Origin of the sequence: Chryseobacterium sp. ZHDP1 (genome assembly GCF_018603435.1) — a bacterium.
In the GTDB taxonomy this organism is placed as follows: Bacteria; Bacteroidota; Bacteroidia; order Flavobacteriales; family Weeksellaceae; genus Chryseobacterium; species Chryseobacterium indicum.
In genome coordinates this window covers 3,223,982-3,243,856 of sequence record NZ_CP075682.1, presented here as the reverse complement: position 1 = coordinate 3,243,856, position 19,875 = coordinate 3,223,982, and the positions used below count along the sequence as shown (strand labels likewise).

The following is a 19,875-nucleotide window of genomic DNA, read 5'->3' as shown; positions in this document are numbered from 1 at the left end:
TCTTCTAAAAATTGAGAACGGAAATTTATTAAAATTATTTTAAAAGTTGAGACTCAACAAAATCCAAAATGTCTTTTGCTACCTCTTCTTTAGATTTCAGATCAAATTCTGTTTTTTCCGTTTTGGTAAATATCTTTATTTTATTGGTATCATTTTTAAAACCGGCTCCTTCATCCCGAAGCGAGTTTAAAACGATCATATCCAGATTTTTCTTTTCCAGTTTTCCTTTGGCATTTTCCTCTTCATTCTGAGTTTCCAATGCAAAACCGACCAAAAACTGATGGGTTTTCTTTTCACCCATGGTTTTAAGAATGTCCGGATTTTTAACCAGTTCGATCGTTAAATTTTCGTCATTCTTTTTGATCTTTTCCTTTGCCACTTCTTTCGGAGCGTAATCTGCAACGGCAGCACTTGCAATTCCGATGTCTGTTGTATCATAAAATTCCAGAACTTTCGATAACATTTCTTTTGCTGAGGTTACTTTGTGTAATTCAATATTTTTATTATTGATTTTCTGAGAGCTCGGTCCCGAAATTAAGATTACTTTTGCGCCTCTTTTTGCGGCTTCTTCCGCCAGAGAAAACCCCATCTTTCCAGAGGAATGGTTTCCGATGAATCTCACAGGATCAATGGCTTCATACGTTGGACCGGCTGTAATTAAAACCGTTTTTCCGGCTAATGTTTTTTCAGTTTTGGAGTCAAAAAAATCTTCGATTGTTTGTGCTATGGTTTCCGGTTCTGCCATTCTTCCCTGCCCGATTAATCCGCTTGCCAGTTCGCCGCTTTCCGCCGGAATAATATGGTGTCCGAAACTTTCTGCCAATTCCAGATTTCTGGTTGTAGACGGATGTGCATACATATCCAGATCCATTGCAGGAGCAATAAAAACAGGACATTTTGCAGACATATACGTTGCAATTACGAGATTATCGCATAACCCATGAACCATTTTAGACAATGTACTTGCCGTGCATGGCGCAACAATCATGACATCTGCCCACAAAGCCATTTCCACGTGACTGTTCCACGTTCCGTTATCGCTGTAAAAGTCTGAATAAACCGGCTTCTTAGATAAAGTGGAAATACTGAGTTTCGTAACGAAATTTTCTGCATCAGGCGTCATAATCACCTGAATTTCGGCTCCTTTTTTTACAAAGTCACGGATCAGAAAATGGATTTTATAGGCTGCAATTCCTCCGGAAATCGCGATGAGAATTTTTTTACCGGAAAGACTCATTCAATTTTAATTTTTAAGAATACTAAATTACTTATTTTTTCTCACAAAGCCGTCCAAACAACAAAGGTCATAAGAAAAAGATTTTCTTATGACCTTCATATATAAAAAATACACTGATTTTTATTTTCTCTCTTCAGTTTTTCTGAAGTACACATCATCGTTCAGCCATTCTTCAATTGCAATAGAAGTCGGCTTTGGAAGTTTTTCGTAATGTTTAGAGATCTCGATCTGTTCTCTGTTTTCGAAAACTTCTTCCAATGTAGAATTGTGAACAGCAAACTCATCAAGCTTATTGTGAAGTTCTGTACGAATTTCAGCGTTGATCTGCTCTGCTCTTTTTCCCATGATAACAATCGCTTCGTAGATTGAGCCTACTTTGTCTTCAATCTTATCCTTATCGTAAGTAATGGTATTTACTTCTGCTTTTGTATCTTTTACACTCATTTTGAGAATATTATTTTTATTTAAGTTCGCAAATTTACGAATTATCTTTTAATTTTGAAAGTCGCCGCCGGCGGAGGTGTGCTAAGCGCTGCACTGTCCCTCTGAATCTGCATTGCTTTCTTCTCTGCTTCTACCTGATCTTTCTCCTGCTGAATAGTTTTTGCCTGTTCTGCATTCTTTGCTTCCAGCCTTTTCTGTTTTTCTGTTAAAGCAGCAATTCTTGCTTCCGTATTCTTCTTAACTACCGCAAAATCTTTCTTTTCTTTTTCAAGCTTACTTCTGATTTCCAAAGCAGTTTTAGCAACTTCCGTATTCGGCATTTCCTTTTCGATCTGTTTTGTGAAAGATAACGCACTTTCTATACGCTCATCTTTAAGATCATAAATAGATTTTGTAGCGAGCTCATAACGGGATTTTACGATGTAATCATAAATCTGCGGACGAAGTTTTGTACTCGGAAAATCTTCCAGAACGTTTTCAAATGCTACGTTGGCTGCTTTGTATTCTGCCATTTTATAGTATTGTCTTGCATTTTCATACGCTTTGAATTCAAGCTTGTAAGACAATTCGTCAATAAGAGTATTGATATTTTTAGATCTTTCTGAATTAGGATAATTATTTAAGAAATCCTGAAGTTCATTAATCGCAGTTTGTGTGGTAGACTGATCCAGATTATAATCCATTGAACCTTCGTAGTAACACAGAGCAGACATATATGCCGCCTCTTCCCTTCTTTTATCCTGAGGAAAGCTGATCGCAAAATTTTTAAACTGATTTCCCGCTAATCTGTAGTTTTTGTCGTAATAATTTGCATACGCCGAATTAAAAACCACATTGGGAGCATCATCTGTTCCTGCAACAAGGTTCGGAAGCCTGTCGTAAAGTGCTAAAGCGTTTTTCCACTTCTTTTTAGCAAAGTTTTCATTGGCGGTTTTTAAGATAAGATTTTTATCCGCACTTTTCATTGCTCTTTCCTGCTTACTTACGCACGAAGCTACTACTGCTACAGTAAAAATACCTAAAATATATTTTTTCATATAAAAAGTTCAACAGTTTTCGGATTATTCAGCCGATTTACTAATTTGCAAAAATATAACTTTTTTGCCAATAGATTTTTTTTTATGATTATTTAACGTAATTTTAGTCTGCAGCGTATCCCAAAATGGCAAAAACCGTCATTAAAAGATTCATTCTCACTTTTTTCTCTGCTTCCTTTGTGTAGGTTTCCTCGCTTTTGTTCGGAACATACAATTCATAAAAATTCCGGTTGCGGATCACGAATAAGGTGGAACCGATAATGGTTGTTAAAATATCTTCAGGTTTGGGAGTGAAGGTAAAAACGCCTGAAGCCACGCCTTTTTTAATGACTTCGTCTAATTTTTTAACGAAAAGCTGATAAAAATCCAGCAGTTCATCTTTTAAATTTTCTGTATGGCGAAGTTCCTGCGTAACAAACCCATGGAAATAATTATATTTAAATAACTGAGAAACAATATATTTAATAATTTCTTTGAGCTGCATTTCCGGCTTCCCGTCTTTAATGGTATCTGCAAACTCTGAAAAAGTCTCTCTTGTTTTTAAAACCCTGTACTGATAAAGATACGACATCATCTTTTCTTTCGAGCCAAAATAATAAGAAATCATTGCAACATTAATATTTGCCTTCGAACAAATATCTCTGACGGAGGTTCCCTCATATCCTTTCTTTGCAATAAGTTCTTCCGCGATATCTAAAATATGTATTTGCTTTTCTGTAAATTTTTTCTTCATGAAGTGCACTTTGAGTAAAGTTATGAAATTTTTAACAAATTTATAAACGTTCGTTTAAGAAATTTACGTTAAATCTAAATTAATAGTATTTTTGATTAATGGATTTTTTTGACTTTCATCATCATAAGAAAAATATGCCAAACGGAATTTACAATCTGGATATTGAACAGATTCCGCCGGATTTTCCGTATTCAATAGGCATTCATCCGAAAGATATTGATGTGAATAATCTTGATAATCAGTTTAAATGGATGAAAAACATGATTTTTGAAAACTGTTTTGCACTCGGTGAATGCGGTCTGGATTCTTTCGCTGAAACCGGAGAGAAAATTCAGGAAGAAGCTTTTTTAAGACAGATAAGGTTTGCAAATGAGGTTAAAAAGCCAATAATCATTCATTGTGTACGGAAGTTTTATGAAGTGATTTCTTTTAAAAAATATTCAGAACAGCCCATGATTATTCATGGTTTTAATAAAAAAGAAAGGATAGCGGAAGATCTGCTGAAAAATAATTTTTACCTGAGTTTTGGAAAAGCGGTTTTGTATAATTTATCTTTGCAAAATACTTTGAAAATTACTCCTTTAGATAAAATCTTTCTGGAAACCGACAATGACGATTTCAGCATCGAAGAATTGTATGAGAAAGTATCTGAAATAAAGGGAATTTCGCTGGAAAATTTAAACAAACAGATTTCGGAAAATTTAGAGACAATAAAAAATGGATAAATACTGGTTGGAAAGAACGGAGCTTCTCTTAAAAGAGGAAGGTTTGGAAAAGTTGAATAAAGCAACAGTTTTAGTTGTCGGTTTGGGTGGTGTCGGTTCTTTTGCGGCAGAATTTCTTGCAAGAGCCGGAGTCGGAAACATGACGATTGTAGATGGTGACACGGTAGATATTACAAACATTAACAGACAGTTGCCTGCTCTACATTCCACAGTAGGAAAACATAAAGTTGAGGTAGTTGCTGAAAGATTGTTAGACATTAACCCAAAACTTAACCTCATCAAAATCAACGAATTCCTGAATCCTGAAAGAATGGAAGAAATTCTTGACAATGGAAAGTTTGATTATGTTCTGGACTGTATCGACAGTGTAACGCCTAAACTTTGCCTGATAAAAGCAGCAAAAAAGAGAAAAATAAAACTTGTAAGTTCTATGGGAGCCGGAGGAAAAACCGATCCGAGCAAAGTGATGGTGAAAGACATCAGCAAAACCCAGAACTGCTATCTTGCAAAACAGGTAAGAAAAAGACTTCGAAAAGAAAAGATAAACAAAGGATTTAAATGTGTTTTCTCTGATGAGCTTCAAAAAGACGACAGTTTAAAAATGACGGACGGAACAAATTATAAAAGATCTTTTTACGGAACCATCAGCTTTATTCCGGCAATTTTCGGGTTGTATGCCGCAGCGGAAGTCATCAATTATTTAACCAAGAAAAATTAATTTTTTACCGCAGATTTTACGAAAGTTTCGGATATTTTTGTCTGAATTTTTAAAATCTGTGGGAAAAACATCATACAAATCCTATCTTTACAGTCCGTAAATGACAAACTTCAGATATCCCAGAGCCGAAAAACTCAAGAAAAATACCGAGATCTCTTTACTTTTCGAAAAAGGTAAATGGAGAACGAATGGGAATCTGAGAATCATTATTCTTAAAAACAAACCGACAACACCTGTAGAAAGCACGAAATTTGCGGTTTCGGTTTCCAAAAAATATTTTAAAAAAGCGGTTCACAGAAACCGTATCAAAAGGCTTTTAAGAGAATGTTACCGTCTGAATAAAGATCTTTTTAAAGAAGCTTTCGGCGATAAAACAATGGCGATGATGTTTTGGGCATCTCCGGAAATGCCCGAAAAATTTCAGGATGTAGAGGCACAGTTTATCAAGCTTTGTCAGGCTCAGAAGAAGTCTTAATCTTTTCTATCGCTTAATTTTCAGGTTGAATTTCATTCAACAGTATTTTTATCAGAAAATTTCTCAGAATTTATTTTTTTGTACCTTCGGGAAAACAATCAATCTGAAAATTAATATGTTAGACAACGTTCCTTATTTACCTTATCTCCTGAGTGCATTTATTGGTATCGGACTGGCTGCAGCAAGCGGATTCAGAGTATTTCTTCCGATGTTTGCCGTAAGTCTTGCTTCGTATATGCACTGGATTCCCATGAACGAAAATTTTGAATGGCTTTCCGGACTTCCCACTTTAATCACCACCGGAATTGCAACCGTTGTAGAAATTTTAGCCTATTATATTCCTTTTGTAGACCATTTGCTGGATACGATTTCTGTTCCGATGGCGACGATTGCAGGTTCTGTTTTGTTTGCCAGTCAGTTTGCAGATCTTGGAACTTTTCCACAGTGGGCTTTAGCTTTAATTGCAGGAGGGGGAACTGCAGCAACCATCAGTTCAGGCTTTGCGGGGCTTCGCGCTGCATCTACGGCAACTACGGGAGGCTTGGGAAATTCGGTCGTCGGAACAGCGGAAACAGCCGGAGCAGGAATCATGGCATTTCTGGCAATGGCAGCTCCTGTTATTGCCGGAATCTGCGCAATTTTAATTGTTATAGGAGTTATCCTGTTCGGGCGAAAACTATGGCGGAAATTCAGGAAAAATAAAGAACTTCCTCAACAGACATAAAGGCAAAAGAGCGGAAAAATTCTCCGCTCTTTTGTTTATTTTGCTTTCCTGTTATAATTTCCAAGAAGAATTCCCAAAGGACCTATGACGGGAAAAAGTATTAATGCCAAATAAGGCAGAATTCCTGATTTTGTTCTCAACAGAACAGCAATTGCCGCAATGTATAAAATAATGACCGCAACCGCACCAAGAAGGATTTGAAAAGCGTTAATTGATAATAAGCTCATTCTATCGTTTTTAGGTTATCCTTTGGTTCTGAAATCTTTAATTTCCTGAATTTTACCTTCGTAATATTTTTTCTTTTCGGGAGTTTTCTTAATCAAAATTTCAAATGCTTTTATAGCTTTAGTGTATAATTTCTGCTCAAAATAAAGATTTGCCAGAGTTTCTGTCATCAAATGCGAGATATCGTCTCCTTTTTCTTTCACGACAAATGTACTTTCTTCTTTTAACTGACTGATTCTCGGATTGTTTTCGATAAAAGTTTCAATCACTTTTGTTTTCAGATCGGTTTTCTCCTCTTTAGGTTTTTCTTCCGTTCTGTCGATTTTCAGCCAGCTTTGCCATGTATTGATGAAACCCGGAACATTACTGTCGAACGTGTTCGGTTTGGCTGTTTTTGCAGGTTTTTCCACAGGAATTTCAACTGTATTTTCTTCTTCTTTGCTTTCCTGTTTGGATTCTTCTGTCATTTTTTCTTTTTCTGGTTGAGGAATCGTCCATCCCGATCCGAAAAACGAAACGTTCATTACCGGAACTTCCTCTTTATTTTCTTCTGAATTCTCAGAAATATTTTCATCCGTGTTTTGTTCAACGGCATCTTCAGAGATTTCGGAAACTATGCTTTCTTCAGAATTTGGCTCAGTTTCGGCTTCTGCTATTTGCTTCTGCTCTGCAATTTCCGGTTGCTGAATTTCCACTGTTTTATCTGCTTTCCGCTCTTCAGTTTTAGGCTGCACAACTTCAGAAGATTTACTGATCAGAGAATCGGGAAGGTTGGAATCGAAAGACATTGGTTTCCATGCAGATTTCACTTCAGTTTCTTGTTTTTCTTCAGTGATTTCGGCTTTTGGTTCTTCAATCTGTTCAGAATCGTTTTCTGCTGCATTTTCCGTTTTAATTTCTTCCTGAGTTTCCGTTTCAATAGGTTTCACCTCAAAACTTTGGGTTTCGGCAAAACTGATGTCGTGGCCGATATTTTCAGGTTCTTCTTCTTTTTTATGTTCTTCCGCAGCTGCTTTTTCCTTCATTTTCTTCTCCACTTCCTCAATCAGACGGCGCATTTCGTCTTCATGTTTATTGAGGTTAAGCTGAGGTACTTCTGCAATTTTATCTTCTGTATTTGCCTGAATTTTTACTTCCGGAAGGAAAGATTCTGTTCCGTGGAAACTTAGTTCAGCATCATTCTGAACAACCTTTTCTTCTTTCTCGGATGAAATTTCATCTTCATCAATAATGGTTTCAGGCGTAAATTCTGCGGACTCTTCTGATGAAATTATTTCTGAATTTTCAGACTCATTGCTCTCATTTTCCGGTTCTTCAACAGATTCATTTGCAGAGACCTGTAATTCTGGAAGGAAAGTTTCTGTTTCATGGAAGCTTAATTCTGATTTATCTGAAATTTCTTCTTTTTCAGTTTCATTACTTAGATTTTCCTCTTCAACAATCGTTTCAGTGGTAAATTCTGACGTTTCTTCAGAAGGCTTTTCCTCTGAGTTTTCAGCTTTATCTAAAATATGATCAGACTGCTCTTCTGTTGATTTATTTTCTTCTTTCTGAATTGCAGATGCAGCTTCCTGTTCAGAGAATTCTGATTCCGAATTATCTGGAATTTTCTCTTGCGCAGGCTTAGAATTTAAGTTTTCTTCTTCAACGGTAGTTTCAGGAATGAATTCATCATTTTCTTCTACAGCCGGAATATTTTCAGTCGGTTTTTCTTCCGAAGCATGCTCTTCTTTTTTCTCAGCTTTCTGAGTTACGATAGAACCGGATTCCAGCGTGGATTCAAGATCAATTGTTTCAAAAGTATCATCTTCAAGAAAATTTTCTTCTCCTTCGAACAGAATTCTGTTTCGTTCTCCGTTTACATACAAATGCTTAATTTCTTCTCTCGGAGGCGGAAGAATGCGGTTTTCTTCTTCTGATGTAAAGATTTGCGGTAGCGTTTCCTCAACGATTTGCTGCTGAGTTTCAGCCACAGGATTTTCTTCTCGTTTAAGCGGAAAACTACCCGCCTTTGTCTGATACAAAATCTTAAGCGGATTTTCCGCAGGAATGATTTTCTCCATTACCGTTTCCTGTTTTATTTCAGGTTTCGGCTTCTGCTGAATTTTACCGTTAATCAGCTGATAAAGAATCTTTTTATCTGTGGTATAAGCAGCTGTTGTAGAAAGTACTTTCTGATAATTGTCTTTATCATACAGATGTACCCCATACAAATACAACGCTCTGATATTCTGAATATAGGGAAAAGAATTAATCTCTTCTTTCAGAAGATTGAGATCCTCTGACTGAATGTTTTTCGGGGTCTTTAATAATTCTAAAACTCTATGATTCATCTTACCAATTCGCTACAATATCGTTAAATATCTTGTTTATAATTCTGTCCGTCGCAATTTTCACCTGAGAAGATTCTATCTCAGACTGGGAAAGGCTGCTGTTGAACACCGCTTCATCACTGTATGTTCTGTCGAAACTCAGCTCCGGATGAAGCTTATTCTCGTAATGAACTTTCACCGTGATGGTAAGTTTGTTCTGAGATTGCTGTACAACTCCTCCTGTACTCTGATTGGTAACCGTGTTGGAACCAATCGTGGTCGGTGTAATAGAATAATCCGTTATTTCACCTTCCACCAGAATGTCGGGATTTTCCTTTGTCCCTTTCAGAGTAGTTCTCTGAAGGAATCTGTTCTGGACATCTGTTGAAAACTGTTGCGACAATGTGGGATTTACCAAGGGGGCATTATTGGGAAATTCATTGATCTGAATTGTTTTTTCATCTTTAAGAGATGATCCCGTAAAACTGTAACACGAATTCAGCACTGACAGACACAGTACTAAAAGCCAAAATTTTGGCTGTCCTATTTTAATATTTTTAATTTTAAAATTCATTTTTAATTCCAATTTCCTGAATTTCGTCATAAGTAACCTGCTTTAAAGCATCTTCATACGCAAAATAGTGAGAAGCATATGCAAAAGGTATTGTAAAAATCAAGCCAATAAAACATGCGATAACACCTAACTGAGATAAAAATGCTACTGCCAGTGAATATAAAAAGATGGACCAAAGGTTTCCTTTACTCATCACAGAAGAGATTTTCCATGCCTGTTTAATCTCTGTAACTCCTGCAAGGGAAATTAAAGCGGGCATATAAAAACCTTTCAGGGCTACGAATAAAATCCCAACATACACGAAGAACATATAAATGAAAAAAACGGCAGGTGCTCCGGCGGAAGGATCTTGTTCTCCAATTGCGACCATCATGATAATCATGGGAATATAAATGACCATTACTCCGGCGAATAAAATAAGCTGGATCATGAAGTAAGGCGTGAAATTATCAAAATTGAAAATATCTCCTGCGCTTACCTGTCTTCCGGCTCTTAAATCACGGCAATATTTATAAAAATTTCCCACTGCCAAAAGTCCGCAAAAAGGAATGATCGACATAATCATTGCAAGGAAGAAAGCGCCCAACAAATTTCCAAAATTTGCTTTGTAGAATTCGTATCCGTCGCTGATGTAATTTCCTAATTTGAAATTGACCGGTTTTGCATTAATTTTCACCATGATTTAATTTTTAGTTTATTATTCTTCTAAGTTATACTGTTTTATTTTTCTGTACAAAGTTCTTTGGGAAATTCCCAGTTCATCCGCTGCCTTATTTCTTCTTCCTTTATGCTTTTCCAGCGCTTTGATAATCAGGTCTTTTTCGTTATTCTGAAGCGATAAAGATTCGGGTCTGTTTTCTTCAATTTCAATATCTTCAATATCTTCGTAGCTGTTGTCCGGCTCTGAAATAATTGTCGGATTCTGAACTACCGGATTATGATTATTATTGTTTTCAAAATACAGTAAAGAACCGGGAGCCACATTCTGCTGTGTTTCAGGAGTATAAATTCTGTTGATTAAATTTTTCTCGTGACTGCTCAGATCAGATGTTCCTCTGTTTTTTATCAATTCCGAAGTTAAGGATTTTAAATCATTAATATCGTTTCTCATGTCAAATAGAATTTTGTACATGATTTCTCTTTCGCTTCCGAAATCGTTCTGCTTTGGCGTATTCGGTGTATTGACAACCATGGGAAGGTGTGATTCCATGGGAATATATTCCGCCAGTTTTTCAACTTCTACGTGTCTGTTTCTTTCTACGACCGTCATTTGTTCTACCAAATTTCTTAACTGACGAATATTTCCGGGAAATGTATAATTTTCGATGTAATGTACTGCACTTGGCTCAAGTTCAAGTTCCGGCATTCTGTATTTTTCAGCAAAATCGATGGCAAATTTTCTGAAAAGCAAATGAATATCCCCTTTTCTTTCGCGTAAAGGCGGCATATCGATCTGCACTGTATTGAGACGGTAATAAAGATCTTCCCGGAATCTTCCGTCCTGAATTGCCTTCATCATGTTCACATTCGTTGCAGCGACAATTCTTACATTGGTTTTCTGAACCTGTGAAGAACCTACTTTCATAAATTCGCCGCTTTCCAAAACACGAAGTAAACGAACTTGTGTCTGTAAAGGAAGCTCTCCCACCTCATCTAAAAAGATCGTTCCGCCATCGGCAACCTCAAAATATCCTTTTCTGGTTGCTGTAGCTCCTGTAAATGCTCCTTTTTCGTGTCCGAACAATTCGGAATCAATCGTTCCTTCGGGAATTGCTCCACAGTTAACGACAATATAAGGCTGATGTTTCCTTTTGGATTCTGAATGGATAATTTTCGGAATAAATTCTTTCCCTACTCCACTTTCCCCGATAACAAGGACTGAAATGTCGGTTGGTGCGACCTGAATGGCTTTTTCCAAAGCACGGTTTAAAGCCGGAAAGTTCCCGATGATTCCGAAACGATTTTTTATATTTTGAAGCTCGTTGCTCATAAGTAAATTTTTAGATTATTGATTTGAATTGGATTTACATTAATCTCTGTAAATCTGCTGTTTGGTTTAAAAATAATTGAGTTTAAATTTAACTTACAACGTCTAAATAATCTTTATTTCTGACTTTTGAAACTCTGGTTTTAAAATATAAAATTTCAGCGAAGAGATTTTCTCTGCTGTTCTTTTCAAAGTTTTTCAGGAGCTGATCATGTTTTTCCTTTTCAGAAAAATCTTTTCCTGTTTTATCGTGATGAAAATTGTTCTTTTGTTTATTTGAAAAAATTTTACCGATAAGATCAATCGCGTTATGCTTTTGACTGATCGTTTTATTCTGTACAGGATTTTCTTTTGTACAGGTTTTCTGCAAATCTTCACAATCCTGATTTAAAATCCGGTTATAAAGCTCATAAAGCTGTTTACAGTCTTCACTTTCGGCTGTTCCACTGGAAATTTGAGCCGAAATATTGCTACAGATTATTACCAACAATACACTTAGGCAATATTTATGAAATTTTTCCATTGTCTGAGTTTAAAATGTTAATAAAATCTTGTTTACTTGGCAGTATCGTAAAATATTTACTTGCAAAAATCTGTTCGTTATCTTCCGGTAAAGTATATCTTACCAAAGCTTCACTTTTATCCTGACAAAGAATAATGCCTATGGTCTTATTTTCACCTTCAAGGCGTTTTTCTCTGTCATAATAGTTAACGTACATCTGCATTTGCCCAATATCCTGATGTTTGAGTTCCCCGATTTTTAAATCTATTAAGACAAAACATCTCAAAATTCTGTTATAAAACACCAAATCTATACGGAATTGCTTTTCATCAAAGGTTATTCTGTCCTGTCTTGCAACAAAGGTAAATCCGGTTCCTAATTCCAGAAGAAAATGTTCCAGTTTATCAATTAATTCGGACTCTAATTCATTTTCAGAATAATGAGGTTTTTCAGATAAACCTAAAAACTCCAGAACATAAGGATCTTTGATGAGATCTTTTGGCTTTTCTATAATCTGTCCTTTTTCAGCAAGCTGAAGAATCTCTTCTTTATTTTTGCTCAAAGACAGTCTTGCATATAAAGCGGAATCATACTGTCTCTGCAATTCTCTTAGGCTCCAGTTGTTTTTATAACTTTCAATTTCGTAGAATTTTCTTTCATTAGGGTCTTTTATTCTCATTAATTTTAAATAGTGAGACCATGAAAGGTTGAATTTAGCAGACTCTGTCTGGGAAATTGTATTTGAAGAATTCGTCAACAGTGTTGACGAAATTAATTTTACAGATTCGTCAGACACTGTCTGACGAATTGAATAAGACAAAAAAAACATCCTCATCTGTTTAAGATTTGTTTCTGAAAATCCTTTACCAAACTTTTTAGTTAAATTTTCAGAAATAAACTTAAGTTGCTCTCTCCCATATTCTGCCCGCTTTTCCCCATTCTGTTCATCTTCAACAATCATTCTTCCTATTTCGTAATAAGTAAGAACAATGGTTTGATTAACGGCAACAACAACTTTATTTCTGGCATTTTCCAATAACGCAGAAATATCATTTAAAAGTTGCTTTGTCGTTAAATCGTCAGACATATTATTTTGAAACCGTTTCTCCTAAAAGTGTGCCCTGTGTATTGTCAAAAACAAAAACGTCCACAATGTCACCAATTTTCTGCCCTTCCAGTTTATCGAAAACGCAAACTGCATTCTGGGAGTTTCTTCCTTTCCACTGGTTTTCATTCTTTTTGGAAGTTCCTTCAATTAAAATCTGGTGAACTCTTCCTACATAAGATTTCATTCTTTTTCTGGACAGTTCTCCCTGTAAGGCAATGACTTCTGCCAAACGTCTCTGTTTAACTTCTGCCGGAATATTGTCCTCCATTTTTTTGTGAGCAGGAGTTCCCGGTCTTTCTGAGTAAGCGAACATATAACCGTAGTCGTATTCCACTTCTCTCATTAAGCTTAATGTATCTTGGTGATCTTCTTCTGTTTCGCTGCAGAAACCGACGATCATATCCTGAGAAAAAGCAACTTCGGGAACGATTTCTTTTGCTTTTTTAATTAAATCTAAATATTCTTCACGGGTGTGCTGCCTGTTCATGGCTTCCAGCATATTGTTGCTTCCGCTCTGAACCGGAAGGTGAACGTATTTACAGATGTTATCGTGTTTCGCCATCATTCTGAATACATCCAGACTCATATCCTGCGGATTAGAAGTAGAGAAACGGATTCTCATTTCAGGAACGGCTTTTGCAACCAAATCAAGCAACTGAGCAAAATTCACGGCTGTAGCTTTCTGCATTGCAGATGCTTTGGCGAAATCTTTTTTAGGACCGCCTCCATACCAAAGGTAAGAATCTACGTTTTGTCCTAATAAGGTAATTTCTTTATACCCGCTTTCCCAAAGGCTTTTGCATTCATCCAGAATAGAGTGCGGATCACGGCTTCTTTCTCGCCCTCTCGTGAAAGGAACGACGCAGAATGTACACATATTATCGCAGCCTCTTGTAATCGTAACGAACGCCGTAACTCCATTTCCGCCTAAACGAACCGGATTAATATCTGCATACGTTTCTTCTTTCGAAAGAATTACGTTGATTGCATCTCTTCCGTCTTCAGTTTCTTTTAAAAGATTAGGCAGGTCTCTGTATGCATCGGGACCAACTACAAGATCTACCAACTGTTCTTCTTCTAAGAATTTTGTTTTTAATCTTTCTGCCATGCAGCCCAAAACGCCAACCGTCATGTTTGGTTTTTCTTTTTTCAGGTTTTTGAATTGTGAAAGACGCATTCTTACAGTCTGCTCGGCTTTTTCACGGATGGAACAGGTATTTAGAAGAATTAAATCTGCTTCTTCTGCTTTTAAAGTGGTATTATATCCCTGTTCATTAAGTATGGATGCCACAATCTCAGAGTCAGAGAAATTCATCTGACAACCGTAGCTCTCCAAGAATAATTTCTTTGAGTTTTCTGCTTTTTCCGCAATGGCAAAAGCTTCTCCCTGTTTTGTTTCGTCTATATATTTTTCCTGCACGATAATCGAATTTTAGGTTTAAAATTTAACGTCTAAGGTTCTACACATACAGGTTTGAACTCAAAACATTAAATTCTGAACTTATTGAATTTGCAAAGATACAAAATATTGTGACAGAATGTCAGGATTATCTTTCATAGAAATTTGTAGAAAAAATTATGGGATAAACTATTTTCTCTTTTATCGGAATGTTGGAATATAAAGCTGGCTTCCAGACTTTTTTAAGTCGAGACAAAGTTCTCAGAAAATCGATATTAAATTTTGGATCATAAATTTCGGGATAGATTCTCGGGTTTGTAATTTCTCCTTTTTGATTGATATAAAACTCCAGATTAACGTTCCCGTTAATATGATAGTCTGCAAACAAACTCATAAATTCATCATGGAAATCCTTTCTAAATCTCTCATACCCTTTTGGATACTGTGCAGACAAAACATAATTATCCGCATTATATCCTTCTTTATAATTTTCCATAACATCTTTCGGATACAATATGAATTCTGCCAAAGCACCGAATTTTCCTCCTTTAACTTCAGCAGGTTTCCAGTGTTTCAGGTTTTTCAGAAGTTCGAGCGACAGATCGTATGCACATCTGTTTTTTGCAATATTTGCAGTGTCGTTGTCTTTTACCAGCTTCACAGCCGCATCTTTTGTTACCACAAATCTTGGCTGATAAATTTCCTGATCACTGCATTTTTTAAAATTACCTTTAGACAAATAATCATGGGCTTCTTTATAAAAATTCACCGGTCCGCCTTCATAAAATTCCTGATTTTTAGGATATTCATCTAAAACCTGAGCATTCGATACAAAAAAGATGATGATTGCAGAAAAACTCAAAAACTTTTTAATCATGGTCATAAGTATTGGTACTGAAATTCACCTTCATAACAAATTTTGAATCGACCGGAACACTGTTCTTTTTTGCGGGAGTCCATTTTCCTTTTACTTTTTTCGCCGCATATTTCATGTCGTCGATAAACATTTCATTGTTTTTGAATTTCGGAAGGACATCGATCTGACTGATTTTTCCTTTGGCATCAATATTAAACACAAAAGTCACTTTTCCCTGAATGGCATACAGAGCCATATCAATATAGGCATGAACCATATTCATGAATTCTTTCTGAAAAGCCTGATCGCCTCCCGGAAATTCTGCTTTTTGATAACTTTCCGCTGCCTGTTGAACCTGAGTAGTATTTTCTTGAGAAAAGCCTTTACCGCTTATAAGCAATAAAGGTAAAATTAAAAGATATTTTTTCATGGTTATTAAAAGTTGTCTTATACATCTGTTGCTATGGAAGACAGATTCATTTTTATTTTGATCTGAGATGTTACAGGCTGTCCGTTGCAGCTTGCAGGAATCCAGTTTTTCTTAATTCTTCTTACCACATATTTCATATCATCAAAAAATACCTGACTGTTTGAAACTTTTGGAGTTCCTTCGATATTGGTTACTTTTCCGTTTTGGTCTACGGTAAGGGTAAATGTGAAATCACCGTTCAGAACATAAAAATCTGTATTCAGGTAATCGTACATATATTTTCTCAGCATTTCTTTGTAAGCCGGAATTCCGCCTTCAAAACTTGCCGCCTTAAAATCGTTACAATTTTTTACAGCAACCTGCAGCAAAGGTTCTTTTATATCTATTTTGAGAATATTTTTATTGTTCTCCGTCATAAAATTATCATCTCTTTCTTCTACATCATTAAACTGTGCTATTGCAAAGTTTGATGCGAAAAACGTAAGAAGTACTAATATCGTTCTCATAGGATTTTTCATTAAAATTAAATTTACTTAAACAAAGATACTACTTAAACCAAATAGAGAAAAGTATTATCTCATGATGTGCATTACAAAAGATCTTTAATGTGTTTGTAATTGCTTTTCACAGTGTCGAGTGCTTCTTCCATTTTTCCTCCCAACATAAGCTGAGCCATGGATTTTGTCATTCCTAAAATCTGAGCGGCTTCAATTTTCGGAGGTAAAGCCAGTGCATTCGGATTGGTAAAAATATTTAAAAGATAAGGACCGTTATAATCCAGACATTCTTTAATGGCAGCTTCCACATCTTCAGGTTTATTTACATTTTTTCCGGGATATCCCATTGCTTGGGCAATCATTGTAAAATCAGGATTAATCATATCCGTTTCATTGTCCGGCATTCCTCCTACTTCCATTTCCAGTTTTACCATTCCTAAAGATCGGTTATTGAACACAATAATTTTCACCGGAAGTTTATATTGAAAAATCGTTGCCATATCTCCCAAAAGCATAGATAAACCTCCGTCACCGCATAAAGCAACAACCTGTCTTTCAGGATACGCTAAAGACGCTCCAATTGCCATCGGCATTGCATTCGCCATCGAACCATGATTAAAAGAACCGAGCATTTTCCGTTCTCCGGTTCCTGTGATGTATCTTGCACCCCAAACACAGCACATTCCTGTATCTACTGTAAAAATGGCATCTTTCTTTGTTAATTTATCCAAAGTATGGGTAACAAATTCCGGCTGAATGGCATTTTCTGTTCCCGGATCTTTCACATAGGTTAGCTGATTTTCTTTAACCTTTTCATAAAACTCAAGTTGCTGTTTAAGGAAATTGGCATCAGTCTTTTCTTTCAATAATGGCAAAAGTGCTTTAATGGTTTCTTTTACATCGCCCGTTAATCCCAATTCCAGTTTTGCCCTTCTTCCCAAACGTTCGGGCGCTTCATCAACTTGTACAATTTTGTTTTTGACGGGCATAAATTTCTCGTAAGGAAAATCTGTCCCCAGAAGAATCAGAAGATCGGCTTCGTGCATGGCATGATAAGCAGAAGGGAGTCCCAAAAGTCCGGTTAATCCGACTTCATTGGGATTATTCGGCTGAATAGACATTTTTCCGCGGAAAGAATATCCCACCGGAGCTTTTAAATATTTTGAAAGCTCAACCACTTCAGCATTGGCATTTTCCGCACCGATTCCGCAATAGATCGTTACTTTTTTACTTTCGTTGATTAAATCTGCGAGTTCTTTTAATTCTTCATCTGAAGGACGAATAACAGGATTTGTTCTGAAAATTTTATTGGAAGTCACCGCTTCTTCTGCATCCAGTTCCGAAACATCTCCCGGAAGACCGATTACCGCAACGCCTTTTTTGGAAATTGCATGCTGAATTGCCGTCTGTACCGTTCTCTGAACCTGTTCCGGTCTTGTAATCATCTGGTTGTAATGACTGCAGTCGTCGAACAACTTAATAGTATTGGTTTCCTGAAAATAATCCATCCCCATTTCTTCACTTGGGATGGTGGAAGCAATAACGAGCATAGGAACATGAGAACGGTGTGCTTCGTAAACCCCATTGATTAAATGAACGTGTCCCGGTCCGCAGCTTCCGGCGCAAACTGCAAAACCATCCAGTTCCGCTTCCGCAGCAGCGGCATACGCTCCGGCTTCTTCGTGCCTTACGTGAATCCATTCGATGCTGCTTTTTTTTACGGCTATATTTAAATGGTTTAAACTGTCGCCTGTAACGGCATAAATTCTTTTCACATTGGCGTTTTCAAGCATTTCTACAATTTGCTCTGCAATATTTTTAGCCATATTTTGATATTTTAGTGTTGATGTTTAAGAAAAATTTTTGGCATGGACTGATAATGTAGAGATGTAAAGATTATGCCAAGAGCGTAAAATAAATATTAAAAAACAATAAAAAAGCTCCGCAAAAAATGCGGAGCTTCCATATATCTTCGAGCCGGATTATTTTGTATTCTGATTCGCAAAAGAGTCTCTTCCCTGAAACGCCAGTCTGCCGTCTGAAGTTTTCAAATCTCTTCCGAAACTTAATCCAACGGAAACTTTTTTTGGTTGATTTACTGCAAAATGCTTTTTCATTCTGCCCAAATCTCTTTTTACTTCTCTTTCAAATCCTTTATCATAAAGCTCAGGCAAAAGTTTAACGTCGGTAATATCTCCGTTTTCATTTACTTTAAAATTCAATGTAAAATCACCGTTTGCCTGAAATGCATTTGCTGTATATCTCAAATTATTGGTGAGATCATATTCAAATTTTTCCTGTCCGCCTTTGTAAACATTTTCTACCTGATTTTTAACCGAAGAAACATTTACATACGTCTGGGAAAATGAAAAGGCAAAAACTGTTACTGCCAAAACTGAAAATATTTTTTTCATAAATTATTACTATTTTGTTTTATAAAGTTAAGCCTTTTTTAAGAATCTACAACACCTCGATCTGATTTTTCAAAAGATCTTCGAATTCATCTCTTTTTCTGATAAGGTGGGCTTTTCCGTCTAAAAACAGAACTTCGGCAGGTTTTAATCTTGAATTAAAATTGGAACTCATCTCAAAACCGTAAGCTCCTGCATTGTGGAACGCCAGAATATCGCCTTCTCTTACTTCATTAAGCTTTCTGTCCCATGCAAAAGTATCCGTTTCGCAGATGTTTCCTACCACGGTATAAATTCTTTCCGCTCCTTTCGGGTTCGATAAGTTTTCGATCACATGGTAAGAATCGTAGAACATCGGACGAATCAGATGGTTGAATCCTGAATTCACCCCGACAAAAACAGTTGCCGTTGTTTGTTTAATCACATTGGCTTTCACCAGTAAATATCCGCTTTTTCCGACAAGGAATTTACCCGGTTCAAACCATAATTCGAATTTTTTTCCGGTTGATTTTGAAAATTCGGAGATTACTTTTTCCACTTTTTTTCCTAATGTTTTTACGTCGGTTTCTTCTTCCGTGTCCTGATAAGGAATTTTAAATCCGCTTCCCATATCCAGATATTTCAGATTCGGAAAATGTTCGGATAATTCCAGCATGATCTCCAAAGCCTGAAGAAAAACATCCGGATCTTTGATCTCGCTTCCGGTATGCATATGAAGACCTTCCACATTAAGATTGGTAGATTTCATCACTCTTTCGATATGACGAACCTGATGGATGGAAATTCCGAATTTACTGTCGATATGCCCTGTAGAAATTTTATAGTTTCCGCCGGCAAAAATATGCGGGTTGATTCTTACTAAAATCGGGTAAGAGTTTCCGTATTTGTTCCCGAACTGCTCCAGAATAGAAATATTATCGATATTGATGTGCACCCCGAAAGTCATCGCTTCTTCGATCTCGGCAAGATCTACACAATTGGGCGTAAAAAGTATTTTTTCTTTTGGAAAACCTGCTTTTAATCCAAGTTTTACTTCATTGATGGATACACAATCTAATGAAGCTCCCAGATTTTTCACATACTTCAGGATGTTGATATTGGTAAGCGCTTTTGCTGCGTAGAAAAACTTTGTGTGTTTTAGGAAAGAAGAGGTAAGTTTCTCGTATTGTGTTTTAATGGATTCGGCATCGTAAACATACACCGGGGTGCCAAACTCATTGGCAATCTTTAATAATTCTTTTGAATTCATAATTTCTTTTTAGCATAAAAAAGGCAGATTCTTCGAAAAAAGAGTCTGCCATTAACATTATTTTTTATGCAATACAACTCTTTTATACATTCCAAACCTTAGAGAACTTCACAGTTCCCTTTTTACCGGTTTTATGTTGTTTAAAATTTAGCATTGCTTTCTTTAATTTTTTACAAAAATACTAATTCTTTTTTACTTTTAAAAAACTGATTTTAAAATGATTCCTTTCAGA

General features: G+C 36.3%; 22 protein-coding genes. 4 read left to right on the top strand and 18 right to left on the bottom strand.

Annotated features, from left to right (window positions below; all coding sequences use genetic code 11):
- Positions 1–34: 34 nt before the first annotated feature.
- The 4 genes from coaBC to KKI44_RS14740 form a co-directional block, all read right to left on the bottom strand.
- A complete protein-coding gene (coaBC, locus tag KKI44_RS14755) occupies positions 35–1,237 on the bottom strand; it encodes a bifunctional phosphopantothenoylcysteine decarboxylase/phosphopantothenate--cysteine ligase CoaBC (RefSeq protein ID WP_214588022.1) in 1,203 nt (400 codons plus the stop codon).
- Positions 1,238–1,357: 120 nt separating this feature from the next.
- On the bottom strand, positions 1,358–1,681 hold the full coding sequence (locus KKI44_RS14750; RefSeq protein WP_002983982.1) for a DNA-directed RNA polymerase subunit omega: 324 nt from the start codon (positions 1,679–1,681) through the stop codon (positions 1,358–1,360).
- Positions 1,682–1,722: 41 nt separating this feature from the next.
- A complete protein-coding gene (bamD, locus tag KKI44_RS14745) occupies positions 1,723–2,718 on the bottom strand; it encodes an outer membrane protein assembly factor BamD (protein ID WP_214588021.1) in 996 nt (331 codons plus the stop codon).
- A gap of 103 nt (positions 2,719–2,821) precedes the next feature.
- Entirely contained in the window at positions 2,822–3,451 is a 630-nt protein-coding gene (locus tag KKI44_RS14740) for a TetR/AcrR family transcriptional regulator (RefSeq protein ID WP_087708520.1), read from the bottom strand.
- Between the two features lie 98 nt (positions 3,452–3,549).
- Between KKI44_RS14740 and KKI44_RS14735 the strand changes: the two genes are divergently transcribed.
- The 4 genes from KKI44_RS14735 to KKI44_RS14720 all read left to right on the top strand — a co-directional run bounded on the left by KKI44_RS14735 (position 3,550) and on the right by KKI44_RS14720 (position 6,093).
- Entirely contained in the window at positions 3,550–4,176 is a 627-nt protein-coding gene (locus KKI44_RS14735) for a TatD family hydrolase (RefSeq protein ID WP_214588019.1), read from the top strand.
- Complete coding sequence (locus KKI44_RS14730) at positions 4,169–4,894, top strand: ThiF family adenylyltransferase (protein WP_116098296.1); 726 nt, start codon at positions 4,169–4,171, stop codon at positions 4,892–4,894. Before KKI44_RS14735 ends, KKI44_RS14730 begins: the two co-directional genes overlap by 8 nt.
- 100 nt (positions 4,895–4,994) lie before the next feature.
- A complete protein-coding gene (gene rnpA / locus KKI44_RS14725; RefSeq protein WP_076391353.1) occupies positions 4,995–5,369 on the top strand; it encodes a ribonuclease P protein component in 375 nt (124 codons plus the stop codon).
- A gap of 115 nt (positions 5,370–5,484) precedes the next feature.
- Complete coding sequence (locus KKI44_RS14720; RefSeq protein WP_214588018.1) at positions 5,485–6,093, top strand: DUF4126 domain-containing protein; 609 nt, start codon at positions 5,485–5,487, stop codon at positions 6,091–6,093.
- Between the two features lie 35 nt (positions 6,094–6,128).
- On the opposite strand, the gene KKI44_RS14715 is transcribed toward KKI44_RS14720, so the two are convergent.
- The 14 genes from KKI44_RS14715 to lysA all read right to left on the bottom strand — a co-directional run bounded on the left by KKI44_RS14715 (position 6,129) and on the right by lysA (position 19,643).
- A complete protein-coding gene (locus KKI44_RS14715) occupies positions 6,129–6,320 on the bottom strand; it encodes a hypothetical protein (RefSeq protein ID WP_214588016.1) in 192 nt (63 codons plus the stop codon).
- A 15-nt stretch (positions 6,321–6,335) separates the two neighbouring features.
- Positions 6,336–8,651 (bottom strand): hypothetical protein, encoded by a 2,316-nt coding sequence (locus KKI44_RS14710; RefSeq protein WP_214588014.1) that lies wholly within the window; start codon positions 8,649–8,651, stop codon positions 6,336–6,338.
- 1 nt (position 8,652) lies between these two features.
- Positions 8,653–9,204, bottom strand: coding sequence for an LptE family protein (locus KKI44_RS14705; RefSeq protein ID WP_214588012.1), 552 nt, complete (start codon positions 9,202–9,204; stop codon positions 8,653–8,655).
- Positions 9,194–9,883 carry a hypothetical protein gene (locus KKI44_RS14700; RefSeq protein WP_214588010.1) on the bottom strand — a complete coding sequence of 230 codons (690 nt, stop codon included), beginning with the start codon at positions 9,881–9,883 and terminating at the stop codon, positions 9,194–9,196. The genes KKI44_RS14705 and KKI44_RS14700 overlap by 11 nt, the downstream gene beginning before the upstream one ends.
- A gap of 18 nt (positions 9,884–9,901) precedes the next feature.
- Positions 9,902–11,194: a sigma-54 interaction domain-containing protein gene (locus KKI44_RS14695; protein WP_108409752.1), complete on the bottom strand. Its 1,293-nt coding sequence runs from the start codon at positions 11,192–11,194 to the stop codon at positions 9,902–9,904.
- 88 nt (positions 11,195–11,282) lie between these two features.
- Positions 11,283–11,714 carry a hypothetical protein gene (locus tag KKI44_RS14690; RefSeq protein ID WP_214588008.1) on the bottom strand — a complete coding sequence of 144 codons (432 nt, stop codon included), beginning with the start codon at positions 11,712–11,714 and terminating at the stop codon, positions 11,283–11,285.
- Positions 11,698–12,780 carry a YhcG family protein gene (locus KKI44_RS14685; protein ID WP_214588006.1) on the bottom strand — a complete coding sequence of 361 codons (1,083 nt, stop codon included), beginning with the start codon at positions 12,778–12,780 and terminating at the stop codon, positions 11,698–11,700. Before KKI44_RS14685 ends, KKI44_RS14690 begins: the two co-directional genes overlap by 17 nt.
- Position 12,781: 1 nt before the next feature.
- Positions 12,782–14,221: a tRNA (N6-isopentenyl adenosine(37)-C2)-methylthiotransferase MiaB gene (gene miaB, locus KKI44_RS14680; protein ID WP_214588002.1), complete on the bottom strand. Its 1,440-nt coding sequence runs from the start codon at positions 14,219–14,221 to the stop codon at positions 12,782–12,784.
- A 127-nt stretch (positions 14,222–14,348) separates the two neighbouring features.
- The gene (locus KKI44_RS14675) at positions 14,349–15,077 is read right to left on the bottom strand and encodes a hypothetical protein (RefSeq protein WP_214588000.1); all 729 of its coding nucleotides are present in this window, start codon (positions 15,075–15,077) and stop codon (positions 14,349–14,351) included.
- The gene (locus KKI44_RS14670; protein ID WP_214587998.1) at positions 15,070–15,486 is read right to left on the bottom strand and encodes an energy transducer TonB; all 417 of its coding nucleotides are present in this window, start codon (positions 15,484–15,486) and stop codon (positions 15,070–15,072) included. The genes KKI44_RS14675 and KKI44_RS14670 overlap by 8 nt, the downstream gene beginning before the upstream one ends.
- A gap of 17 nt (positions 15,487–15,503) precedes the next feature.
- The gene (locus tag KKI44_RS14665; protein WP_214587996.1) at positions 15,504–15,992 is read right to left on the bottom strand and encodes a hypothetical protein; all 489 of its coding nucleotides are present in this window, start codon (positions 15,990–15,992) and stop codon (positions 15,504–15,506) included.
- 83 nt (positions 15,993–16,075) lie between these two features.
- Positions 16,076–17,809, bottom strand: a complete 1,734-nt coding sequence (locus KKI44_RS14660) for a thiamine pyrophosphate-dependent enzyme (RefSeq protein ID WP_214587993.1) — start codon at positions 17,807–17,809, stop codon at positions 16,076–16,078.
- 156 nt (positions 17,810–17,965) lie between these two features.
- Positions 17,966–18,397: a hypothetical protein gene (locus tag KKI44_RS14655; RefSeq protein ID WP_214587992.1), complete on the bottom strand. Its 432-nt coding sequence runs from the start codon at positions 18,395–18,397 to the stop codon at positions 17,966–17,968.
- A 46-nt stretch (positions 18,398–18,443) separates the two neighbouring features.
- Positions 18,444–19,643 carry a diaminopimelate decarboxylase gene (gene lysA, locus KKI44_RS14650; RefSeq protein ID WP_185117447.1) on the bottom strand — a complete coding sequence of 400 codons (1,200 nt, stop codon included), beginning with the start codon at positions 19,641–19,643 and terminating at the stop codon, positions 18,444–18,446.
- Between the last annotated feature and the right edge of the window lie 232 nt (positions 19,644–19,875).

What these genes read in the sequence shown, in the direction of transcription:
- coaBC (WP_214588022.1), bottom strand. Translation starts at nt 1,237, where the DNA reads ATGAGTCTTTCCGGTAAAAAAATTCTCATCGCGATTTCCGGAGGAATT.
- KKI44_RS14750 (WP_002983982.1), bottom strand. Translation starts at nt 1,681, where the DNA reads ATGAGTGTAAAAGATACAAAAGCAGAAGTAAATACCATTACTTACGAT.
- bamD (WP_214588021.1), bottom strand. Translation starts at nt 2,718, where the DNA reads ATGAAAAAATATATTTTAGGTATTTTTACTGTAGCAGTAGTAGCTTCG.
- KKI44_RS14740 (WP_087708520.1), bottom strand. Translation starts at nt 3,451, where the DNA reads ATGAAGAAAAAATTTACAGAAAAGCAAATACATATTTTAGATATCGCG.
- KKI44_RS14735 (WP_214588019.1), top strand. Translation starts at nt 3,550, where the DNA reads ATGGATTTTTTTGACTTTCATCATCATAAGAAAAATATGCCAAACGGA.
- KKI44_RS14730 (WP_116098296.1), top strand. Translation starts at nt 4,169, where the DNA reads ATGGATAAATACTGGTTGGAAAGAACGGAGCTTCTCTTAAAAGAGGAA.
- rnpA (WP_076391353.1), top strand. Translation starts at nt 4,995, where the DNA reads ATGACAAACTTCAGATATCCCAGAGCCGAAAAACTCAAGAAAAATACC.
- KKI44_RS14720 (WP_214588018.1), top strand. Translation starts at nt 5,485, where the DNA reads ATGTTAGACAACGTTCCTTATTTACCTTATCTCCTGAGTGCATTTATT.
- KKI44_RS14715 (WP_214588016.1), bottom strand. Translation starts at nt 6,320, where the DNA reads ATGAGCTTATTATCAATTAACGCTTTTCAAATCCTTCTTGGTGCGGTT.
- KKI44_RS14710 (WP_214588014.1), bottom strand. Translation starts at nt 8,651, where the DNA reads ATGAATCATAGAGTTTTAGAATTATTAAAGACCCCGAAAAACATTCAG.
- KKI44_RS14705 (WP_214588012.1), bottom strand. Translation starts at nt 9,204, where the DNA reads ATGAATTTTAAAATTAAAAATATTAAAATAGGACAGCCAAAATTTTGG.
- KKI44_RS14700 (WP_214588010.1), bottom strand. Translation starts at nt 9,883, where the DNA reads ATGGTGAAAATTAATGCAAAACCGGTCAATTTCAAATTAGGAAATTAC.
- KKI44_RS14695 (WP_108409752.1), bottom strand. Translation starts at nt 11,194, where the DNA reads ATGAGCAACGAGCTTCAAAATATAAAAAATCGTTTCGGAATCATCGGG.
- KKI44_RS14690 (WP_214588008.1), bottom strand. Translation starts at nt 11,714, where the DNA reads ATGGAAAAATTTCATAAATATTGCCTAAGTGTATTGTTGGTAATAATC.
- KKI44_RS14685 (WP_214588006.1), bottom strand. Translation starts at nt 12,780, where the DNA reads ATGTCTGACGATTTAACGACAAAGCAACTTTTAAATGATATTTCTGCG.
- KKI44_RS14675 (WP_214588000.1), bottom strand. Translation starts at nt 15,077, where the DNA reads ATGATTAAAAAGTTTTTGAGTTTTTCTGCAATCATCATCTTTTTTGTA.
- KKI44_RS14670 (WP_214587998.1), bottom strand. Translation starts at nt 15,486, where the DNA reads ATGAAAAAATATCTTTTAATTTTACCTTTATTGCTTATAAGCGGTAAA.
- KKI44_RS14665 (WP_214587996.1), bottom strand. Translation starts at nt 15,992, where the DNA reads ATGAGAACGATATTAGTACTTCTTACGTTTTTCGCATCAAACTTTGCA.
- KKI44_RS14660 (WP_214587993.1), bottom strand. Translation starts at nt 17,809, where the DNA reads ATGGCTAAAAATATTGCAGAGCAAATTGTAGAAATGCTTGAAAACGCC.
- KKI44_RS14655 (WP_214587992.1), bottom strand. Translation starts at nt 18,397, where the DNA reads ATGAAAAAAATATTTTCAGTTTTGGCAGTAACAGTTTTTGCCTTTTCA.
- lysA (WP_185117447.1), bottom strand. Translation starts at nt 19,643, where the DNA reads ATGAATTCAAAAGAATTATTAAAGATTGCCAATGAGTTTGGCACCCCG.